Below are 18,743 nucleotides of genomic sequence, written 5' to 3' on the forward strand. Positions count from 1 at the left end.
AGAACGGACGCGTATGTCCGACAGCAGCCGGTCGGAACACGGCGTTCGCCGACGATTCGCCGACGCGCTCTGGCGGCGACACGCGAACCCGCTGAGTGGGTGGTACCGGGCCGTCGTCCTCCCGCTCCTGTTGTACGGTATCTACACCCGCCGGCCACGGCTCGTCGTCGCCGCGTTGACCTTTACCGTCGTCAATCCGGTCCTGTTCCCGCCGCCGGAAGACGCCGACGCCTGGATGACGCGGGTCGTCCTCGGCGAGCGGATGTACTACCGCCACCGCGAGGGCCGTCGACCCGTCGACCTCCTCAACTACGTGAACGGGCCGGTCAGTGCCTACGCAGTGTACGCCGCCTATCGACGACAGCCGCTACGGACGGCCGCCGCGACGGTCCTCTCGATGGTGCTGAAATTCGCCTTCGTCGCGTCCGTGGCGCGCTACTACGAGCAGAACCGCGGGCAGTATCCCGAAGCAGTCCCCGATTTCGACCGACGGTCGCCATAGTAACTTCGGGCGGACCGCCCGGAGTCTCGCAGCGACGGCGACAGTTCGCCACGCGATGTTCACCGTCTTGCTGTTCGTCGATCAGACGCCCACCAGTAGTGCGGCGTTGTGGACGACGACGGCGACCGTGACGAGCGCGAACAACCCCAGGAAGACGGCCGCGTTCCGGTCCGAAAGCAGTGCCCACCCGCCGACGAGCCACACCATCGCCCCGAACTTCACGAGCCACAGGCCGGCGAGCCCGAACTCCGCGAGCAGCGTCGCCACGACGAGGTTCCCTTCCTCGAATCCACTGGCCAGCCCGATCATCGTCAGCAGGATATCCGCGGTCGTCGCGGCGAGGATCACTCCCCACAGAGCCGTGTGGGTTCGGGTCATCCGCCGTTCCCGCCGGAGCGTGAACAGCGACCCGCTGTCGTCCGATGGGGGTCCCGTCATCATCTGTGCCAGGGTGTGAACGGGCAAAAACGCTGTGTCCACTCCAGGACGGCCGGAGACGTGTCGCGTCCGCGGGCGTGGGGACCGTGAGACGTTTGCCCGTCCCGCCCGAGGTCCGGGTATGCCCGTCGACTTCGATGCGTTCGACCACGACGCCCACATGGCCAAAGCGTTCGTCCGTGCCCGCGTCGCAGCCGAACGCGGTGATCGACCATTCGGGTCGGTCCTCGTCCGGGACGACGAGATCGTCATGGAGGCGTCGAACCGCGTCGTCACCGAGGACGACGTTCGGCGTCATCCCGAGCTAGAGCTCGCAACGCGTGCCATCCAGGAGCTGACCGTCGAGGAACGCGCCGAGACAGTGATGTACACGAGCACGGAGCCGTGTCCGATGTGTGCCGGCGGCATCAGACACGCGGGGCTGGGCCGGGTCGTCTACAGCGTGGGTGGCGACGAGATCGGCGAGTTCACCGACCAGGGTGCGCCCGTCCGCTCGGCGGCCATCCTCGACGGTGTCACCGAGGTCGTCGGCCCACACAGCAACGCCGCCGGGCGGGAGATCCACGAGCGCTACGACTGGTAGCTCACCGTTTCCACTCGTAGAACCACCACGAGCCTCCGAGCAACAGGAGTCCGGCCCCGAGCGCAGAGGTCGCCGGCTCCGGAATCACGAACAGGACGGCACCGATGAGCCCCATCGTTGCTGGACCGATGTCGTCGAAATACGCTTCGAGTCCCATAGCTGTCCGTACACGCGACCGGAGTAAAGTAGTTCCTCTTCGACAGATGTGGCCGTCGCGATACTATCAGTCAGGTAGTATATCGCCACTGGTATGCTCCGTCGGAGTGTACCGGCCATCCGGAGCCGATCGGCTCTGTGTGTACCATGGAATCCGAGGACTTCATCGACGCGAACGACCCCGAAGCGGGTACCGACCGGTTCAGTCTCGAAAACAGCAAACTCCTCGCCATCGAGGTCGACGAGCCGGTGTTCGCGAAGGTCGGCGCGATGGTCGCCTACACTGGAGCAGTATCGTTTACCGGGAAGTCGTCGGCCGAAGGCGGGATAACCGGCTTCCTGAAGGACGCGGCGACGAGCGAAGGGACCGACGTGATGCAGGCCGAGGGCAGCGGGACGCTCTACGTGGCCGACGGTGCGAAGGAGATCCAGGTGCTCGATCTCGACGAGGGCGAGACGATCTCGGTCAACGGCGACGACGTCCTCGCCTTCGAGGACCGCGTCGACTACGAGATCAGTACCATCGACAGTCTCGCCGGCTCCTCGACGGGCGGGCTCACGAACGTCTTCCTGGAGGGGCCGGGCCAGATCGCGATCACCACTCACGGTGACCCGATCGTCCTGGAACCGCCGGTGACGACGGACCCGGCGGCGACCGTCGCCTGGAGCGGGACCGCCGCTCCCACCAGTAGCGTCAACCGGAGCCTCTCGGATATGGTCGGGCAGTCCTCCGGCGAGACCTATCAACTGGCCTTCGAGGGAACGGAGGGGTTCGTCGTCGTCCAGCCCTTCGAAGAACGACAGCCCTGAGTCACACCCGTCCGGCAGCGGCGGCGAGGTTCACCGAGAGGCCAAACAGGAGCAACACCGTGATTGCGGCGTAGTTCAGGGTCGCGGCCGCCGGGGCGAACAACGTCGGAAGCGCCCCGGTCTGCATCGCGATGACGTTGGCGACGGCACCCACGACGAGGACGAGACCGATCAGGCCCAGCGACACGCCACGAAGCGCGCCGAGTCGGCCACCACCCGAACCGAACTCCTGTGCTTCGAGTGCGGCCGTAACCGACGATTCGACCTGTTCTCCCAACTGTTCTTCGAGTTCGCCGAGCTGATCGCCGACGTACGCTTCGAGTGTCTGGGCCTCCCGGTCGAGTTCCGCTGCCCGCTCGTCGAGTTCGCGCTCGCGCTCGTTGAGGGCGGTCCGCCGGTCTTCGAGGTTCGACTCGAACTCGGCGAGTTCGGCTTCCTTGTCGTCGAGTTCTTCGCGGAGATCGACGGTCTGTTCGCGCCGTTTGAGCGTCTCCTCCTCCTGCTGGTCGAGTTCACGCTCGCGCTGATCGAGTTCCTGTGCCCGCTGGTCGAGTTCGCGTTCACGCTGTTCGAGGCGCTGTTCCCACTCGTTGAGGCGTTCCTCCCGCTCGATGCTCTGGCCGCCACCTGTCCCGGGATCGTCGGCCGGATGGTCGGTCTCTTCGGTCCCGCCGCCGGCATCGAACGGGAGATCGTCCTGTGGGTCGTTGTCGTCGCTCATGTCCGTTCTGGATGGAATGTCGACACCACGACACAAGTAGCTTGTTGCTCGTGAGATCGCACGTTCACACGAGACAACGAGGGACGACGATCCGGCCCGTATATCGCCGCTATCGCTCGCTCAGGCAGTTATCGGCGCAGTATCGGCCACTTCCGGAGCGTCTCAGCGACAGGATCTCGACTCCAGAAGCGCGAAGCGAAAGGGACGGCTACTGATCGGATGCTTCGTCGAGAAGCACGATCGCACCGCCGAGAAGAGCGACGTTCTTGAGGAAGTTGATCTTGTTCCCCTGGCGTTCCTTCCCGTCCATCGTCCAGTAGTTGTGGATGAACGGCGTCGTCCCGAGGAAGAACACGATCAGTGCGCCGGCCGATGCCCGCGGGAACTTCCAGAGAACGATGCCGAGGTTCGCGACGAAGAGCATGCCGGTGACGAACGGGACGAGGACGTCCGGCATCGGGACGCCTTTCTCTTCGGCGATGGCGACGCGCTTGTCGTTGTTCCTGAACCCGTCGACGGCCATGTACGCCAGGATGCCGCCGTACAGTGCCCGCCCCAGACGCGACGGTGCGGGTGCCGACTCGGACTCCGTCATGGTTCCACCGCCTCGATACGACTGACGTTCGTCGGAACCTGCCCGACCGTCTCGTACTCGCCGGCGTCCGTCCGACGCATGATCCGCCCTTCGACATCGTCGCGCTGGTCCGGCACGTCGAAGAGTCCGGAGCCACAGACGACGGTCCCGTCGTAGACGTCCCACGTCTCGACGACCTCGTGGGGTTCGCCCGGGAACGAGACACGTTCGAAGTCCCGACCGAAGTTCGTCGATTCGAACAGCGCAACCTCGTGGTCGTCGTCGACCCACGCCGGTGGTGCCTCCTCGCCCCCGCAGAAGAACACGGTTCCGTCGTGGACGAAGACGCGCCGGATGTACGAGAAGTCGTTACCGTGGTCGAGCCGTGTCCAGGTGTCTCCGGCGTCTGTCGTCCGGTAGAGTCCCCCTTCGCCGACAGCGTGGCCGAGGCCGAGGTTCTCCAGATCGTGGTCGAGATAGCCGGTCGTCGCGAGCCAGACGTCCTCGGAGATCGGGAGCACTTGATGGACGTCGTCGACGATGGTGTCGCGTCGATCCGTCCACGTCTGGCCGCCGTCGTCGCTCAGGTGGATCCCGCCCGCCTCGACGCCGGCGATCAACTGTTCCGGTCGCCCCGGGACGACTTCGAGTGCACGGAGCCGGGCGTAGTGTGGGTCGATCGGTGACTCCCAGTGACCCCGCGACGGGAGGTCCCGGAACCCCTTCAACTCGGACCACGTCTCCCCGCCGTCGACGGACCGGAAGATGTACGGGTCGTTCGTTCCGGCGTAGAGCGCTCCGTCCGCCGTCGCCAGCACCGACCAGACCTCGCTCTGTCCGGCGTGCCAGAACCGGTCGCCGAGCGGGACACCGAGGTCGTCCCACGTCCGTCCCCCGTCCAGCGAGCGGTACGCCCCCGTCGACGACGCGACGAACACGCCCTCCGTGTGGTCCCACGACTCGACCGCGGTCACGACCTCGCAATCGAGGACGCGTTCGAGGTCGCCGGAGTCGAACGGCACGTCCTCGGTCCGGTACAGACCGTCATCTGTCCCGATTAACAGTGTCATACGTACCCGAACGGCCGACTCGTACTAAAGTTTTACCAGGCTGTAAAACGCTAAGTGGGAGCGGCGGAAACGGTGAGACGACCGCACACTGCGGGTCGCTCTCTCCCGCACACCAACAGATCATGACCTCAGCGCACCCGACCAAGCGACCGACAGACGCAGCGCACCTCGACAGCGACATCGAACTCCCGCCGGAACTCCTCAACCTCCCGTGGATCGACATCCACAACCACGCACACACGCTCTCGTGGGAAGACCGGGAGCGGTACGCGCTTGCGGGCTGTCGGTCGATGATGATGGTCGCGTCCGGCTACCACTGGACACCCTACAAACCAGTCGAGGCCGACGACATCCGGTTCCTCTGGGACGACGCCATCAACCGTCGCGCGGCAATCCAGCGGAATCACTTCTTCGAAGCCAAACTCGGACTCGGCATCCATACGGGTGTCCGGATCGAAAACCCGGACGAGTTACTGGCGGCGATGGACGCGTACTGCGACCTCGACGAAGTGATCGCGATCGGCGAGACGGGTGTCACGCCCGCCCAGCACGTGAGTCGCTGGGACGTCGACCACCAGCAAGCGATCGTCCAGGGACAGATGGAACTCGCGGACGAGCACGACCTCCCGGTCCTCCTGCACACGCCCAACCAGTCCACCGACTCGAAGCGCTCGTATCGGAACGGTATCGGGACGCCGGGATACGAGAAGAACACCGGTCTCGGGGCCGAGCCCGTGATCGACAGCGACAACCCCGCACTCGACGCGGTCAAGAAGGACGTCGACGCGATGCGTGCCGCCGGGCTGGCCGACCGACAGGTCGTCGCGTCACACGCCGACGAGAACAACACCGAGTACCTGATGGAGAACACCGACTGCTACCTGAGTTACACGATCGGGCACTCCTGGCTCATCGGCGTGACCGCGGCCGAGGTGGCGGACGCGATCGACGAGTACGGCCCGGAGCGGATCATGATCGACACGGACTGTGCGAACGTCCTCAGAACGGACCCGTTCGCGCTGAAACGAGCGATCTTCGAGCTGTACCGGTACGGGATCGACGAAGACGCGATCCGGACGGTCGTCCTGGAGAACCCGCGTGACGTCTTCGGGTTCGACGCCTGACGGGAGTCGCCGCCCACAGCAGGGCAACACGACATCGGGTGAGCGCCGTCAGTCGTATCGACACCTGTTGTGCAGTTCGCCGATCTCCTCGACGCCGATCGTCACTTCGTCACCGTCTTCGAGCAGGACCGGCGGCTCCCGATACACGCCGACGCCTGGCGGTGTTCCGGTAAACAGCAGGTCGCCCGGTTTGAGTGTGAACGCCTGGCTACAGAACGACACCAGTTCGTCGATACCGAAGATGAGGTTCGAGGTCGACGATTCCTGGAGCCGTTCCCCGTTCACCTCCGCCCAGATGTCGAGGTCGTGCGGGTCTGACACCTCGTCTTTCGTCACGAGTTCCGGGCCGGTCGGGGCAAAGGAATCGAGGCTCTTTCCCCGGACCCACTGGCCGTCGCCGTGCTGGAGGTCACGGGCGGAGACGTCGTTGCCGATCATGAACCCCGCGACGTGATCGAGCGCTTCGTCCTGCTCGACGCGCCGGGTCTCCTCGCCGATGACGACGACCAACTCGGCCTCGTAGTCGACCTTTTCGGTCAGCTCCGGGTCCCAGGAGATGTCGCTACCCGGGCCGGTGACGGTCGTCGGGAACTTCGAGAACAGCACCGGCGTGTCCGGGATCTCGTTGTCCCCTTCCTCTGCGTGGTCCCGGTAGTTGAGTCCCACACAGACGATCTTCTCCGGATCGGTGACGGGTGCGCTCTGCTCGATGTCGTCGCTATCGTAGACGCCGACGCCGGTTTCCTCGGCGTACTCGACCGCCATCTCGGCCTTCCGTTGCCACTGCCAGTCTTCGAGGAGCGCGCTCGTCTCGGTCTCGATGTGGATCCCGATAGCGTCGCCCGCTTCGGGAAGGTTGACGACCGTTCCGTCGTCGGTCGATACGCCACACCACGATTCCTCCGTCGCTGCCGTTCGATATTGTCCTACTCGCATTTGTAGTCCTGAATCGTTGTTGTCCGCTCACGCACCGCAGTTCAGAGATCCAACCCGGCCTCGTCGAGCAGGCGCCGCCCGGACTCGACGAATCGATCGAACTCCTCGTCTACCTTGGGGTTCAGCAACTCGCCGTCGCGTTTGACCGGCTCGCCGTCCACGAGCACCGTCTCGATGTGGGACGGATCGGACTGGAACACCACGGTCTGGATCGGGGAGTGAGACGGCGCTGTCATGAAGTCGTTCGCATCTATCAACACGATGTCGGCACGCTTGCCCGGTGTGAGGGTCCCGATCTCGTCGGCCATGTTCAGCGCCTTCGCACCCTCGATGGTCGCCATTTCGAGCGTCTCACGGGCCGTGATACTCACCTCGGAGACTTCCTCGTCGCCGTCGAGGATCGCCTGGTTGTCGAACATGCGCTGGAGTTGCATCCCGATCCGCATCTGGGCGCCCATGTCGCCGCTGATGTTCGAACAGACGTCGACGCCCCACGCCGGGCGGCCGCCCGCTTCCAGAACCTTTCCGGTAACGGGGATGCCGTGCCCCATCTGCATCTCGACCTCCGGCGTCGAGGAGAAGGAGACGCCCTGTTCGACGGCGTGGTCGATGTCTTCTTGTGCGAAGTGGTTCCCGTGGGCGACGTTGACGTCGGGGCCGAGTTCGTCTTCGAGGCAGCCAAAGCCCTGGTAGTCGTCGCCGTACACCGACGACGGCCACAGCGCGGCACCCATGTGGATCGTCGAGAGCACTCCCAGGTCGCGTGCCAGTTCCAGGTCGGCGAGGGCGGTCTCGTCGACGCAGAAGTCCGGCCCACGGAGTCCGAGCGCCAGGCTGAGCAGGTCGTCGTCGCGGATCTTCTCCTCGTGGAGTTCGCGGATCTTCTGTTCGGGGAGACCGACGTCGCTGTTGTACCACCACTTCGCCGCGTCGTCGCCCGGCGGGCCGTAGGTGTATACCGCTCGCAGTCCGGCGTCCTGGAGCGCGTCGACGGCCCGTTCGCCGTGTTCGAGCGTGTTGGGGTACGACCAGTCCAGGGCCGTGGTTGTCCCGGTGTAGAGCTTCTCGAACGCGCCGAAGAGGCCGCCGAGGTACATGTCTTCGGGCTGATAGAGGCCGGTGATGTTGCCGAGCATGTGGTCGAAGTACTCCCCCATGAGCGACCAGTCCCCGGCGATACCCCTGACCTGACTCTGTGCGAGGTGGATGTGCGAGTCGACGAATCCGGGGACGACGATGTGGTCCTCCGCGTCGATACTGTCCGCGTTCGACGCCGAGAGCCCACGACCGATCTCGACGATCTCGCCGTCCTCGATCAGGATGTCGGCGTCGTCCAGTTGCCCGATCTCCGGATCGAGGGAGACGACCGTCCCATTCTGTATGATCGTTCGTGACATGAACGGTTGCTATGTTTGACCACGAGGTTAAAAGTTTACTGTCTGGTAAACAACTGCTGACGCGGCGCTCGGAGCAATCGTATTATGTCTCCCGCTCGTCGATCACGAGTATGAGCGAATCCCGCGAGAAGGTCTCCTCCAAGGACACCCGGGAGATCATCATGGAAGCCACGTTCCGTGCGCTGAGCAAGCACGGATACAAGGATCTCCGTATGCGCGACATCGGCGAGGAGATGGAACTCACCCGGCAGGTCATCCACTACCACTTCGACGGCAAGTACGACCTCCTGTCGTCCTTTCTCAAACACATCATCGACCAGTACGAGGGCAGCGTCGAGGTCAACGAGGACGCCGATGTCAGAACGGAACTCAACGCCCGGATCGATCAGTGTCTGTTCGGCCCGGAGTTCGAGGAGTTCGGTCACTGGGACCGGATGAAGGTGTATCACGAACTGTACACGTACGCCCAGAACGACGGCGAGCACCGGGAGATATTCAACGACCACTACGATCGGATTCGCAACAGCATCGTCGAAGTCATCGAAGAAGGGATAGAAGAGGGGACGTTCGAAGACGTCGACGCCCACCGGATGGGCCAACTCATCACCGACGTCATCCACGCCGCCCGCGGGCGGCGGATCTCACTGGGTCACGAGGACGCACCGGAAGAAGCGCGCAACGCCATCGACGAGTTCATTCTGGATTCGCTGCACGACCCGAACTAGTCCAGCCGATCGTCACTCCTCGCCGAGCACGACGTCGAGGGTCGAGTCGTCGATGTGACGCCCTTCCCGGCCCGCGGTGTAGGTCTTGGCGAGTGCGATGACACGGCCCGTATAGGAGTCGCCGATGTCCGGCGACAGCTCCGACTCCAGGAGGTCCGTCGTCCACGCACAGTCCGCGTAGTCGATGTCACCACGGACGAGCCCGAGACACAGCGAGACGACGATACTGTTCATCGCGTCGGTGATGTAGTTCGGGTCGGCACCGCTGACCTCTCCCAACGAGGCGATATCCAACTGTGTCCCGTTGACGGTCGCGGCGAAGACGACCGCGCCGGCACCTAACTCGGCCGCCGTGTATCCCGTCCCGCGTTCGGTGGGATCGTATCGCTCCAGGGAGCGGCGACTCTCCTCGCGGATCTCCTCGGAGATCCCCAGTTCGCTGGCGAGATCGTCGACGATCTCGCCGGGCTCCCGTCGCGGGATCTCGACATCGACCGCCTCGTCGAGCGTGTCGAGCCACTGTGCGAGCACTCGCGGCGGGAACTCCCGACGCTCGGCGACCTCGATGGCGTCGATATCGCCGTCCTCCATCCGGGAGGCGGCGACCACCGTCGCGCCGGCCAACTGGGCGGCGTCCTCGACGTCGACGTCGTCGACCGCGTCGCTGACCATCCCACGGGCCAGCAGTCGCGTCGAGGCACCGATTTCGAGTTCCTCGACGAGCGCATCGACTTCGGTCTCGACGGCGTCGACGGTCAGATCCGTTCCGACACCGTCCTGTTCGGCGGGGATCCAGACGACGACGGAACCGGCCCGCTTGCGCTGGAGCGTCCCGTTGTCGGCCAGTTGTTCGAGCGCGTCCCCGACGGTCTCCTCGCTCTCCTCGTGGGCGTCGGCGACACCGGTAGTGGTCGGCAGTTCGTCCGGGTACATCGACGTGACCGTCTCGACGTACTTCTCCGTGTCAGCGACCGCTCCGTCGTCCTCGGCTCCCGTCTCCTCGGGCGCGGCCTCCGTCCCGCCTTCGGCAGTACCGGCGCCGTCGGCGGCTGTCGACTGCTCGTCGCTCTCGCTGTCGGTTGGGTCCGGCTCGTCACCGCTTGTGTCCGTAGCAGCCGCCTCGTCTGCCGCGTCGGTCTCCGGAGCGACCCGGTACCGGTCTCGCTGGAGTCGGTCCTCGCCCAGGAGGTCTTTGAGTTCGTGGGCGCGGTTCCGCACGGTCACTTCGTTCGTTCCGGACGCCTGTCCGAGCGTGTCCTGGTCGTAGTTCTCGCCCTCACCGTTGACGATCGCCGCCAGCGAGAGGACCGCACCTGCCGTCGCCGCGGGCGAGGGACCACCCGAGACGACTGTCGGGTCGGCTTCGAACGCGTCGTGGAGAATCCGGTGCCCGACGTTGACGAGTTCTTCCGGCATATCGACGGCCTCACTGAACCCCTGGACGAGTGCGTCCGGGTGGGGTGGGACATCGTCGATATCGAGATAGGAGCCGACGGCTTCGAGCTGCTGGTGTGAGATCGCGATATCGCCGTCCGATTCGAGCAACTCGGACCAGGCCTTCGCGATGTCGTGTTCGCTGACCGGAAGCCCGTCTTCGCGCGAGGAGAGGGCGAGCGCCGCCGCTGCGACGTTGTCGAGGCTGTTCGCGTCGACATCGGGCTCGTTGCTCAACTGGTTCAGCCGGACCTGGGTGATCTGGAGTGTGTTGTTGGGGATCTGCAACTGTTCGCCCACCTGGGCCAACCGGCCCTCCACGGTATCGTCTGGGCTGCTCGACATAGTCGGACCGTTCGAGCGTCACTGTCTTAACTGTTGGATACTCCGTGACCCCCTGCGGGCGTGAGGTTGTCTCACGACGAACGTTCACACGACCATCGAATCGCTTTCCCGTGGCGGGGGCGGAGACTCCGTGTGAGCGATGATACAGGGCGCCGGGATCTCCGGATGCCAACCGACGACGAACTGTTCGCGGTCGTCACGGAACACAACGGCGGCAACCACGTGCGCCTCCAGTGTGAGGACGGCCAGAACCGGATGGGCCGGATTCCCGGCCGGATGAAGTACCGGACCTGGATCAACGAGGGCGACGTCGTCATCGCCGACCCGTGGGACTGGCAGGACGAGAAGGCCAACATCGAGTGGCGCTACGACAGTAAGGACGCCGACCAGCTCCGGGCGGAAGGCCACATCGAGTGACGCCGCGACGTTAGTGAGCGTTCTTATTAGCCCCGTGCCGATGGAACAGATCAGCGCAACCGTCCGCGTCGACTCTGCGGATGGACCGGCGTTTCTCACGCTGGTGGCATACTCTCGGGAGGTCGGGGAGCTGCGGGTCCTCGACGGGTTCGGGGTGACTTCGACCCGGCGTTCGGAACTGCTCACGAGCAGTCAATAGACGACCGTCCACACACAGGTCCCAATTAGCGACGACTAACTGGGACGGCACACAGACGACGGTATGGCTGGCGTCCAGGCGGCCCCGAACGTTCTACTCGTGGTGCTCGACTCCATCCGAGCACGCAACTGCTCGCTGTACGGCTACCGGCGTGAAACGACACCGTTTCTGGAGTCCGTCGCCGCCGAATCGACGGTGTACACCCAGGCGCGGGCACCGTCGAACTGGAGTCTCCCGAGCCACGTCTCGCTGTTCACCGGGCTCGAGGCCCACGAACACCGGGTGACTATCCACGATCGACTGCTGCCCGGTCACACCGTATTCGACCGCCTCGAAGCCCGCGGGTACGATACCGGTCTGTTCACGGAGAACGGGTTCGTCGCGAGCCACGACGTGGGACTCGACGACGCCTTCCAGACGGTCGAGACGGTCCCGGAGTCGTATCCGGACGCCTACGATACCGCGCGGCTGAATCCAGGTCCCGACGGCTTCTACTACGCCGATAGCTTCGCCTCGTGGCTGTCCGAGCGGGGCGATCCCTGGGCCGCCTGTGTCAACCTCATGGACGCCCACCGTCCGTTCGAACCCCGAACCGCCTTCGACCAGTGGGGTGACGAGGCGGCCAGACGACTCCAGCGGGACCTCCCGACACGCTGGGAGTGGGCGTTCCACGGCGGGGACAGACCCTACTGGAAACTCAACGGCCTCGAACGGCTCTACGACGGGGGAATCCGCCAGGCGGACGCCGTCGTCGAGCGGCTCTTCGACTCCCTCCGGAGCGAGGGCGTCCTCGACGAGACACTCGTCGTGCTCTGTGGTGACCACGGCGACGGGTTCGGCCGGCCCGGTCGGATTTCCGAGGAGCCCCCTGCAGTCTCACACATCGTCCCGATGCACGAGACGCTGTTGCACGTCCCGCTCCTCGTTCGCCCGCCCGGTGGCGGTGACGGCCGTCGCTGTCGCCGGCCGGCCGCCTTGACCGCGTTCCCCGAGGTGGTCGAGTCCGCTCTCGAAGGAGCGTCCGTCGAGGGGGGATTCGCCCGCGAGCGTGCCTTTGCGACGAAACAGCCCGTGACCGCGACCCTCCGTGAACGGTTCGAGGACGCCTGTGCGGACCCGTCGCCGTTCCTGGCTCCGAGCCGGGCCGTCTACCGAGCGGACCCGGACGAAGGCGGTGCCGTCCGAAAACGGTACTACTGGGGAGAGACGGCGATCGAGTGTCGCGTCCACGCACCGGGTGCCGTCTCACGGACCGAACGGATCTCACCGGAACTGGTCGACGAGGCGTTCTCCGACGAGCGTCCGGGTGTCCGCGAGCCACTGGAGGGGAGGCAGGTCACGGACTCGGCCACGGAGCAACTGGCGGCACTCGGCTACTACTGATCAGGGAGCCACGGCGATCCCGAGACCTGGGGTTCCGTTCCCGACGGGCCGTTGTTTGGTGATGCCGTCGTCTTTCACCCTCCCTCGGAAATGTATGGATAGAAAGTCGGCCTCGGCACTCATAGGGATCGTCGTCGTCGGGGAGTCACCCGGACTCGGACCCGTACGATATCGTCATCGGCCAGACGGGCCTACAGCCCCGGGAGCCAAGACGGTTCTCCATCGGCACGCACAGTAGCAAACTGATAAACACCCGGGAGGCGTCAGCGCCGATATGAACCGACGGCGCTTTCTCGGACTCGCGACAGCGAGTGTCGTCACCGGAGTCGCGGGCTGTGGTGGTAGCGAGGCGAGCGGTGAGTCGATCAGCGATCACCCCGCTGCTGCCGACCTCGATGCCCAGCCACACCTGGGCTCGCTCGACGGCCACGTCGTGTTGACCTTCGAGGACCCCTCCTGTCCGACCTGTCGTGACTTCCACGACGGGACGGTCCCACAGATCCAGTCGGAGATCGTCGAACCGGGCAAGGGTGCCTACGTCGTCCGGACCTACCCCGTCATCTACCCGTGGGGAGCGCCGGCGACACAGGCCCTGGAGGCGACGTTCGCCCGTGACGCCGACGCGTTCTGGTCGCTGCTGGCTCACTACTTCGAGACCCAGTCGGCGTTCTCGACGGACAACGTCCTCGGTCGGACGGCGACGTTCCTCGACGGCGAGACCGACCTCGACGGGCAGGCGGTCGTGGCCGACGCACGGGAACAGGCCTACGACGAGCAGGTTCAGGCGGATATCTCGGCGGCCGACAACGCCGGACTGGGCGAATCGACGCCGATCATCCTGCTGTTCGAGGACGGCGAGTTCGTCACCAAGGTCACCGGCAGCGTCAGCTACGAGATCGTCGCACGGGCACTCGGCGAGAGCGAATGACGGTCCGTACCGGTCTCCGGCGCGTTCGCGGGGTCGTCAGCCTCCCGACCAGTCGAGCGGACTGGCGGCTGATGGGACGGACGGTCCGGCTGGTGCTGGGCGTGCCCGGGTACGCCGTGGTGGCGGCTCTCGCGGCGATCGCGTCCCTGTCGGCGTTCGTCGTCTCGTTGAACGTCCCGCTCGTCTTCGATCTGGTCCTCGGAGGCTCACTCCCGCTTGCTGACCGGCTGATCGTGCTGCTGGAGCTGTATCCGTTCGTCGGGACCTCCTTTCACCCGCTGCAAGGTGTGATCCTGGTCGTGGTCGCCCTGTTGACCGGTGTCGATATCGCGCTGGTGACCTACCACTTCCGGGAGCACGGGCTGGCGCTCCAGCAGGGCGGTGCCGGCGCTGCCGGTGTCCTCCTGGGAACGCTCGGGGCTGGCTGTGCCGCCTGTGGCTCGGCGGTCCTGCTGGGACTGCTGTCGCTGTTCGGGATCTCGACGACGCTGCTCTTTCTCCCGCTCGACGGCTTGGAGTTCGCCGTCGCCGCGGTGGTCGTGGTGACCCTCTCGATCTACTGGCTCGCCGAGGGGATGCGTGGCGGCGAGATCCGTGGCTGTCCCGTCGATATTTAATCGGGCCGGTGTGAACAGGACTGCATGGAGCCCGACGCTCGTGTCCCGCTGCCGGACTCTTCGACGGTCGTCGAGGCGGCCCCGGCGCTGTTCGATTCGCTGGCGATCGACGACCTCCACGTCGCCCGGGCGATGGGGAACAACCCGCAGGTCTTCGCCGGTCTGCTGGAGTATCTGGACGTGCTCTACGCCGCACTCCCGCCACGAATCCGCGAACTCGCGATCCTGGCCGCCGCGCGGGCGCTGGGGGACCGATACGAGTGGCACCAGCACGTCTTCGAGGCCCGGGAAGCCGGGCTGTCGCTGGCGACGATCCGGACTCTCGGTCGAGGAGAGACCGACGGGCTGGCCGACGACGCCGCGGCGCTGGTGACGTACGTCCGGGCCTACTGTGACCGGGCGGTCACCGACGAGGCCCACGAACGGGCCAGGACCCACTTCGAGCCCGACGAACTGGTCGCGATCGCGTTGCTCGTCAGTCACTACGTCGGGACCGGACTGTTCATCGACGCGATGAGAGTGACCCCGGAGGCGGCCTTCGTCGGCTGGGAACCGACGGAGACGGACCTCGACTCGACCGACTGAGAGAAAGATTATATCGCTGTGGACGCAACGGATCAATACCCGCGAATGACCGACACTCCCTCCGTCAGCGCGACCGATACCGACGAGTACGAACACCTACGGCGGAAGAAGAAGGAGACCCAGGGAACCGTCGAGCTAGCGGAGATCGTCGACGTCTGGGTCGGTACGGACGAAGTCGTCGTCCGCTGTCGGTTCGACTGGGCGGCCGAGCCGACCCGGCTCAGTTACGATCTAAACAGCGACCGCGGTATCGCCAGGCTCGAACGACTCTGCGAGACGAACGGACTGGCCTTCGAACAGGTCGACCACCTCGAAGGGTCACTCGTCGAACTCCAGTACAGCGGGCAGCGCTGGGTCCCGACCGCCGAAGCCGGCTACGAGCAGGGCCAGGGATCGATCGGCGAGACCTTCCGTGCCGAACTGGGGCTTCTGGCGCGGGAACTGGCCGGCGCCCCGGCGATCGTGCGCCGAGGAATCCGGCGGGTTCGTGGTCTCTCGATGACACAGACGATCATCGCGGTCCTCCTCGTCAAGAAGCTCCTGATCGTCGCGCTGATCGCCTATCTGGTGTTGTAGCTCGGACTGTCGGCTGTACGTCGTTCGACGGTCCAACCGCCCGTGGTGACGAACGCCCCGAACCAGTTACGGCCGACGGTATCAGTCGTCGGTCATCGCCGTCGTGTTCCCGGCGGTCGACTCGACTAGTTCCCCGGCGCTCGTCTCGAACTGTGCGAGTTCCGACTGGAGCCGGTCGGCGTCGTCGACGAACGACTCGACCGAGTCGACCATCTCCCCGACCGTGGCGTCCTGCCGCGCTGCGGTCTCTGCGACTTCGTCGGCGTCGGCGGCCGTCTCGGCCGCGATGTCGCCGATGTCGTCGATGATGCCGACGACCTGCTGAGCGGTGTCGGCCTGTCTGTTGGTCGCCCGGTCGACCTCCTGGATGCTCTCGTTGACGTCGACGGTCGCGTCGACGACCTCGTCGAGCGTCGTGATCGTCGCGGAGATCGTGTCGCTCCCGCGGTCGACGGCCGACTCCATGCTGTCCATAGCCTCGACGCTGTCGCCGACCTGCCCGCGGAGCGTCCCGATGAGTTCCTCGACGTCGCCGGTCGCGTCCTGGGTCTCGGCGGCGAGGTTCTTGATCTCGTCGGCGACGACGGCGAAGCCCTCGCCGGCCTCCCCCGCACGGGCGGCCTCGATGGAGGCGTTCAGCGCCAGCATGTTCGTCTCCTCGGCGATGCTGTCGATGACCTCGACGATCTCGGCCATGTCCTCGGCGATCTCGTCGAGTTGCTCGACCTCCGCGGCGGCCGACATCGACTGGTGGCGGATGGCGTCGACGGCGCTCTGGGCCTCCGAGGAGGACTCCTGTGCGTCTCGGCCCAGTTCCGCGGCCGTGTCGCTGCGCTCGGCGATCTCGGTCACCGAGGAGGCCATCTCCTCGACGGTCGCCGAGAGGTCGCTCATCTCGTCGGCCGCCTCGTCGAGTTGGCCGCGCTGCCGGCCGGCGCCGTCGGCGATATCCTGGACGGACTCGGAGACGGTCCGAACCTCGCCGCGGACGTCCCGCCCGGCGTCGGCGACCCCCGCGCTCTCGGACGCGATCCGGTTCGAGACGGTCTGTCCCTGGTGGACGGCCCGTTCGAGGGCCGCCAGCGTGTCGTTGATCGCCTCGCCGACCGCCGCCATCGCGTCGCTCATGCTGTCTGCGTCGACGCGGGCGGTCAGGTCACCGTCGGCCGCCGCCCGGAGCGTGTCGCCGTACTGCTGGGCCTTCAGTTCGAGGTGGCTGCTGAGTGCTTCTATCTCGGTACGCTCCTGTTCGGCTTCCTCGCGTGCCTCCTCGGCGGCCGCCTCTGCCTGCTGTGCCTCCTGGCGTGCCTCGTCGGCCGCCCGGATCGTCTCCCCCATCGACCCGGCGGTCCGTTCGAGCGTCTCGTAGGTCTCCCCGATCTCGTCGATCCGGTCGACGCCGAAGTCGATCTCGTAGTTGCCGTTGTCGATGGCGACGACCTGCTCGTTGATCTTGATGATCGCACGGTACAGTTCGCAGTACCCCAGAAAGCCAGTCACGAGGACGATTCCGGCCGCGAAGGTGACGGCGGGCAGCGCCTGTGAGAACAGCGTCGCCGCGATCGCCGGGCCGACGACGACGGAGATCAGGGCCAGCACGAACAGCCGCGCCCCGAAGTTCGCCCTGAGCGGCTCGGGGAGATACGGCTCGACGGCCATCGGGACGGCACCGACGGCGACCAGAACCTGGCCGAGTCGCCGCTTGCCCACCGTCGCAGCGGTCATCGGACTCCCTCCGACGCCGACCGCACGTAGCGATCGCTGGCTGTGGTCCAGTCTGTCATGGCCTCCGCTACACCGCTCACGAGCAAAAAGGTGGGACACCCGTTATCAGGACTGATACAGGCCGTGTCCGCCGGAACGGTCTCACTCGCGGGTCGTCGGTCCGGCCGACCGTGAGCCTGCACGGCGCTCGGTTCAGTTTGTCGTCGTGATCTCGACGACGTCCCGGTGGTCGAGTTCCGTGTCGGCCCCGACCTGCCGGCCCGAGCGGACGTCGTGGGCGTGCAGGAACCCCTCGCCGATGTCGGTATGCAGGAAGTACGCGAAGTCCTCGGCAGTCGACCCGTCCGGCAGGACGAAACAGTCCTGGAGGAAGGTTCCGTCCTCCTGTGGCTTGCGCGCACCGGGGAAGACGGCGATCGCGCCCAGTTCTTCGAACAGCGCCGTCTCCAGGACCTTCTGGACGCCGGTCCCGCCGAACTCGGTGACGAACTCCCGGATCTGCTCCAGACCGGCCGCTTTCTCCTCGGGGAGGTCGGCGGTCACTTCGAAGTCGTCGTCGCCGGGTCGGTACGCCAGGACGCCCTGTTCGTCGCCGTTTTTCAGCGCCTTTTCGGCGTGGGCCGACACCGGAACGAACGTCAGGTGTTCGTAGTCAGGGTCCTCGGTGACCGTCGCCCAGTTGTCCTGGGCTGCCGGCGTGTCCATCTTGTTGGCCGCGACGACCATCGGTTTCGTCCGGATGCGGATCTCGCGGGCGAGTCGCTCGCGGTCCTCCGCGTCCCAGCTGTCCGGATCAAGCGCAAGCTCCAGGGCGAGTACGATCTGTTTGATCTCCTCCTCGCTGACCGAGAAGGCGGACATCTGTTCGGCGAGGTCGGCCTCGATGTCGGCGTCCTCGCCGTGATACCCCGAGCGGTAGCGTTCGATCCCCTTCTCCAAGATGTCGAGGTACCACATGTCCAGTTCGTTCTCAAGGAAGTCGATGTCCTCGCGGGGGTCGTGGTCGTCGGTTGGCTCCCCTTCGAGGTCGGTCTCGCCCGTGAAATCGACGACGTGGACGAGCACGTCGGCCTCGTTGAGATCGGTGAGGAACTGGTTCCCGAGCCCTTTTCCTTCGTGGGCACCTGGGACGAGACCGGCCACGTCGACCAACTGGGTCGGGACGAAGCGGACCCCGTCCGAGCAGTAGCCGTGGTTGGGCGTACAGGAGTGGTCGAACTCCGGGGCCGCACAGTCGACTCTGACGTAGGCCTCGCCGACGGAGGGATCGATCGTCGTGAACGGGTACGCGCCCTCGGGCACGTCGTTCATCGTCGCCGCGTTGAACAACGTGGACTTGCCGACGGAGGGCTTGCCGACGAGTCCGATCTTGTAGCTCATTGGACCACTAGAGGCGAATCGACGGCTAAAACGTTGTCAAAGCGAGCGAGAGCGTGTGTGAGTGCCATGCACGCGGAATGACCCGCTCCCGCGGCCTGCATATTTATCCGCACGGCGG

General features: G+C 65.6%; 22 protein-coding genes. 12 read left to right on the forward strand and 10 right to left on the reverse strand.

Translation table 11 applies throughout. From position 1 onward, the window contains the following. The first annotated feature begins 13 nt into the window (after positions 1-13). A complete protein-coding gene (locus P0204_RS15025) occupies positions 14-502 on the forward strand; it encodes a DUF6653 family protein (RefSeq protein ID WP_276180689.1) in 489 nt (162 codons plus the stop codon). Positions 503-583: 81 nt separating this feature from the next. On the opposite strand, the gene P0204_RS15030 is transcribed toward P0204_RS15025, so the two are convergent. Beyond that, positions 584-940, reverse strand: coding sequence for a DUF5658 family protein (locus P0204_RS15030; protein ID WP_379801852.1), 357 nt, complete (start codon positions 938-940; stop codon positions 584-586). Positions 941-1,061: 121 nt separating this feature from the next. Between P0204_RS15030 and P0204_RS15035 the strand changes: the two genes are divergently transcribed. Further along, complete coding sequence (locus P0204_RS15035; RefSeq protein WP_276180694.1) at positions 1,062-1,523, forward strand: nucleoside deaminase; 462 nt, start codon at positions 1,062-1,064, stop codon at positions 1,521-1,523. Between the two features lies 1 nt (position 1,524). Here the strand turns inward: P0204_RS15035 and P0204_RS15040 are convergent, their stop codons facing one another. Next, a complete protein-coding gene (locus P0204_RS15040; RefSeq protein WP_276180696.1) occupies positions 1,525-1,680 on the reverse strand; it encodes a hypothetical protein in 156 nt (51 codons plus the stop codon). 146 nt (positions 1,681-1,826) lie between these two features. Between P0204_RS15040 and P0204_RS15045 the strand changes: the two genes are divergently transcribed. Next, complete coding sequence (locus P0204_RS15045) at positions 1,827-2,489, forward strand: AIM24 family protein (protein ID WP_276180698.1); 663 nt, start codon at positions 1,827-1,829, stop codon at positions 2,487-2,489. A 1-nt stretch (position 2,490) separates the two neighbouring features. On the opposite strand, the gene P0204_RS15050 is transcribed toward P0204_RS15045, so the two are convergent. The 3 genes from P0204_RS15050 to P0204_RS15060 form a co-directional block, all read right to left on the reverse strand. Beyond that, complete coding sequence (locus tag P0204_RS15050; RefSeq protein ID WP_276180700.1) at positions 2,491-3,210, reverse strand: AAA family ATPase; 720 nt, start codon at positions 3,208-3,210, stop codon at positions 2,491-2,493. Positions 3,211-3,418: 208 nt separating this feature from the next. Continuing rightward, positions 3,419-3,805: a DoxX family protein gene (locus P0204_RS15055; RefSeq protein ID WP_276180702.1), complete on the reverse strand. Its 387-nt coding sequence runs from the start codon at positions 3,803-3,805 to the stop codon at positions 3,419-3,421. Beyond that, complete coding sequence (locus tag P0204_RS15060) at positions 3,802-4,854, reverse strand: WD40/YVTN/BNR-like repeat-containing protein (protein WP_276180704.1); 1,053 nt, start codon at positions 4,852-4,854, stop codon at positions 3,802-3,804. The genes P0204_RS15055 and P0204_RS15060 overlap by 4 nt, the downstream gene beginning before the upstream one ends. Positions 4,855-4,976: 122 nt before the next feature. Between P0204_RS15060 and P0204_RS15065 the strand changes: the two genes are divergently transcribed. Beyond that, positions 4,977-5,978 carry a TatD family hydrolase gene (locus P0204_RS15065; RefSeq protein ID WP_276180706.1) on the forward strand — a complete coding sequence of 334 codons (1,002 nt, stop codon included), beginning with the start codon at positions 4,977-4,979 and terminating at the stop codon, positions 5,976-5,978. 48 nt (positions 5,979-6,026) lie between these two features. Here P0204_RS15065 and P0204_RS15070 read toward each other — a convergent pair whose 3' ends face one another. Together P0204_RS15070 and P0204_RS15075 are read right to left on the reverse strand one after the other, a co-directional pair. After that, entirely contained in the window at positions 6,027-6,914 is an 888-nt protein-coding gene (locus P0204_RS15070) for a fumarylacetoacetate hydrolase family protein (protein WP_276180708.1), read from the reverse strand. Positions 6,915-6,955: 41 nt separating this feature from the next. Then, positions 6,956-8,311 (reverse strand): amidohydrolase family protein, encoded by a 1,356-nt coding sequence (locus P0204_RS15075; protein WP_276180710.1) that lies wholly within the window; start codon positions 8,309-8,311, stop codon positions 6,956-6,958. A gap of 110 nt (positions 8,312-8,421) precedes the next feature. Between P0204_RS15075 and P0204_RS15080 the strand changes: the two genes are divergently transcribed. Continuing rightward, on the forward strand, positions 8,422-9,036 hold the full coding sequence (locus tag P0204_RS15080; RefSeq protein WP_276180712.1) for a TetR/AcrR family transcriptional regulator: 615 nt from the start codon (positions 8,422-8,424) through the stop codon (positions 9,034-9,036). A 12-nt stretch (positions 9,037-9,048) separates the two neighbouring features. Here P0204_RS15080 and P0204_RS15085 read toward each other — a convergent pair whose 3' ends face one another. Then, positions 9,049-10,815, reverse strand: a complete 1,767-nt coding sequence (locus tag P0204_RS15085; protein WP_276180714.1) for a transcription initiation factor IIB family protein — start codon at positions 10,813-10,815, stop codon at positions 9,049-9,051. Positions 10,816-10,947: 132 nt separating this feature from the next. On the opposite strand from P0204_RS15085, the gene P0204_RS15090 reads away from it, so the two are divergent. The 7 genes from P0204_RS15090 to P0204_RS15120 all read left to right on the forward strand — a co-directional run bounded on the left by P0204_RS15090 (position 10,948) and on the right by P0204_RS15120 (position 15,520). Next, a complete protein-coding gene (locus P0204_RS15090; protein ID WP_379801853.1) occupies positions 10,948-11,232 on the forward strand; it encodes a translation initiation factor eIF-1A in 285 nt (94 codons plus the stop codon). Between the two features lie 40 nt (positions 11,233-11,272). Beyond that, complete coding sequence (locus tag P0204_RS15095; protein ID WP_276180716.1) at positions 11,273-11,431, forward strand: hypothetical protein; 159 nt, start codon at positions 11,273-11,275, stop codon at positions 11,429-11,431. Between the two features lie 63 nt (positions 11,432-11,494). Further along, positions 11,495-12,814: a sulfatase gene (locus P0204_RS15100; RefSeq protein ID WP_276180718.1), complete on the forward strand. Its 1,320-nt coding sequence runs from the start codon at positions 11,495-11,497 to the stop codon at positions 12,812-12,814. A 274-nt stretch (positions 12,815-13,088) separates the two neighbouring features. After that, positions 13,089-13,742 carry a DsbA family protein gene (locus P0204_RS15105; RefSeq protein WP_276180720.1) on the forward strand — a complete coding sequence of 218 codons (654 nt, stop codon included), beginning with the start codon at positions 13,089-13,091 and terminating at the stop codon, positions 13,740-13,742. After that, a complete protein-coding gene (locus P0204_RS15110; RefSeq protein ID WP_276180722.1) occupies positions 13,739-14,359 on the forward strand; it encodes a hypothetical protein in 621 nt (206 codons plus the stop codon). The genes P0204_RS15105 and P0204_RS15110 overlap by 4 nt, the downstream gene beginning before the upstream one ends. 24 nt (positions 14,360-14,383) lie before the next feature. Beyond that, positions 14,384-14,944, forward strand: coding sequence for a carboxymuconolactone decarboxylase family protein (locus P0204_RS15115; RefSeq protein WP_276180724.1), 561 nt, complete (start codon positions 14,384-14,386; stop codon positions 14,942-14,944). Between the two features lie 45 nt (positions 14,945-14,989). After that, entirely contained in the window at positions 14,990-15,520 is a 531-nt protein-coding gene (locus P0204_RS15120; RefSeq protein ID WP_276180726.1) for a hypothetical protein, read from the forward strand. Positions 15,521-15,601: 81 nt separating this feature from the next. Here P0204_RS15120 and P0204_RS15125 read toward each other — a convergent pair whose 3' ends face one another. After that, positions 15,602-17,245: a methyl-accepting chemotaxis protein gene (locus P0204_RS15125; RefSeq protein ID WP_276180728.1), complete on the reverse strand. Its 1,644-nt coding sequence runs from the start codon at positions 17,243-17,245 to the stop codon at positions 15,602-15,604. Between the two features lie 192 nt (positions 17,246-17,437). Continuing rightward, entirely contained in the window at positions 17,438-18,625 is a 1,188-nt protein-coding gene (locus tag P0204_RS15130) for a redox-regulated ATPase YchF (RefSeq protein WP_276180730.1), read from the reverse strand. Positions 18,626-18,743 lie beyond the last annotated feature (118 nt).

It is taken from the genome of Haloarcula halophila (assembly GCF_029278565.1).
GTDB lineage: Archaea > Halobacteriota > Halobacteria > Halobacteriales > Haloarculaceae > Haloarcula > Haloarcula halophila.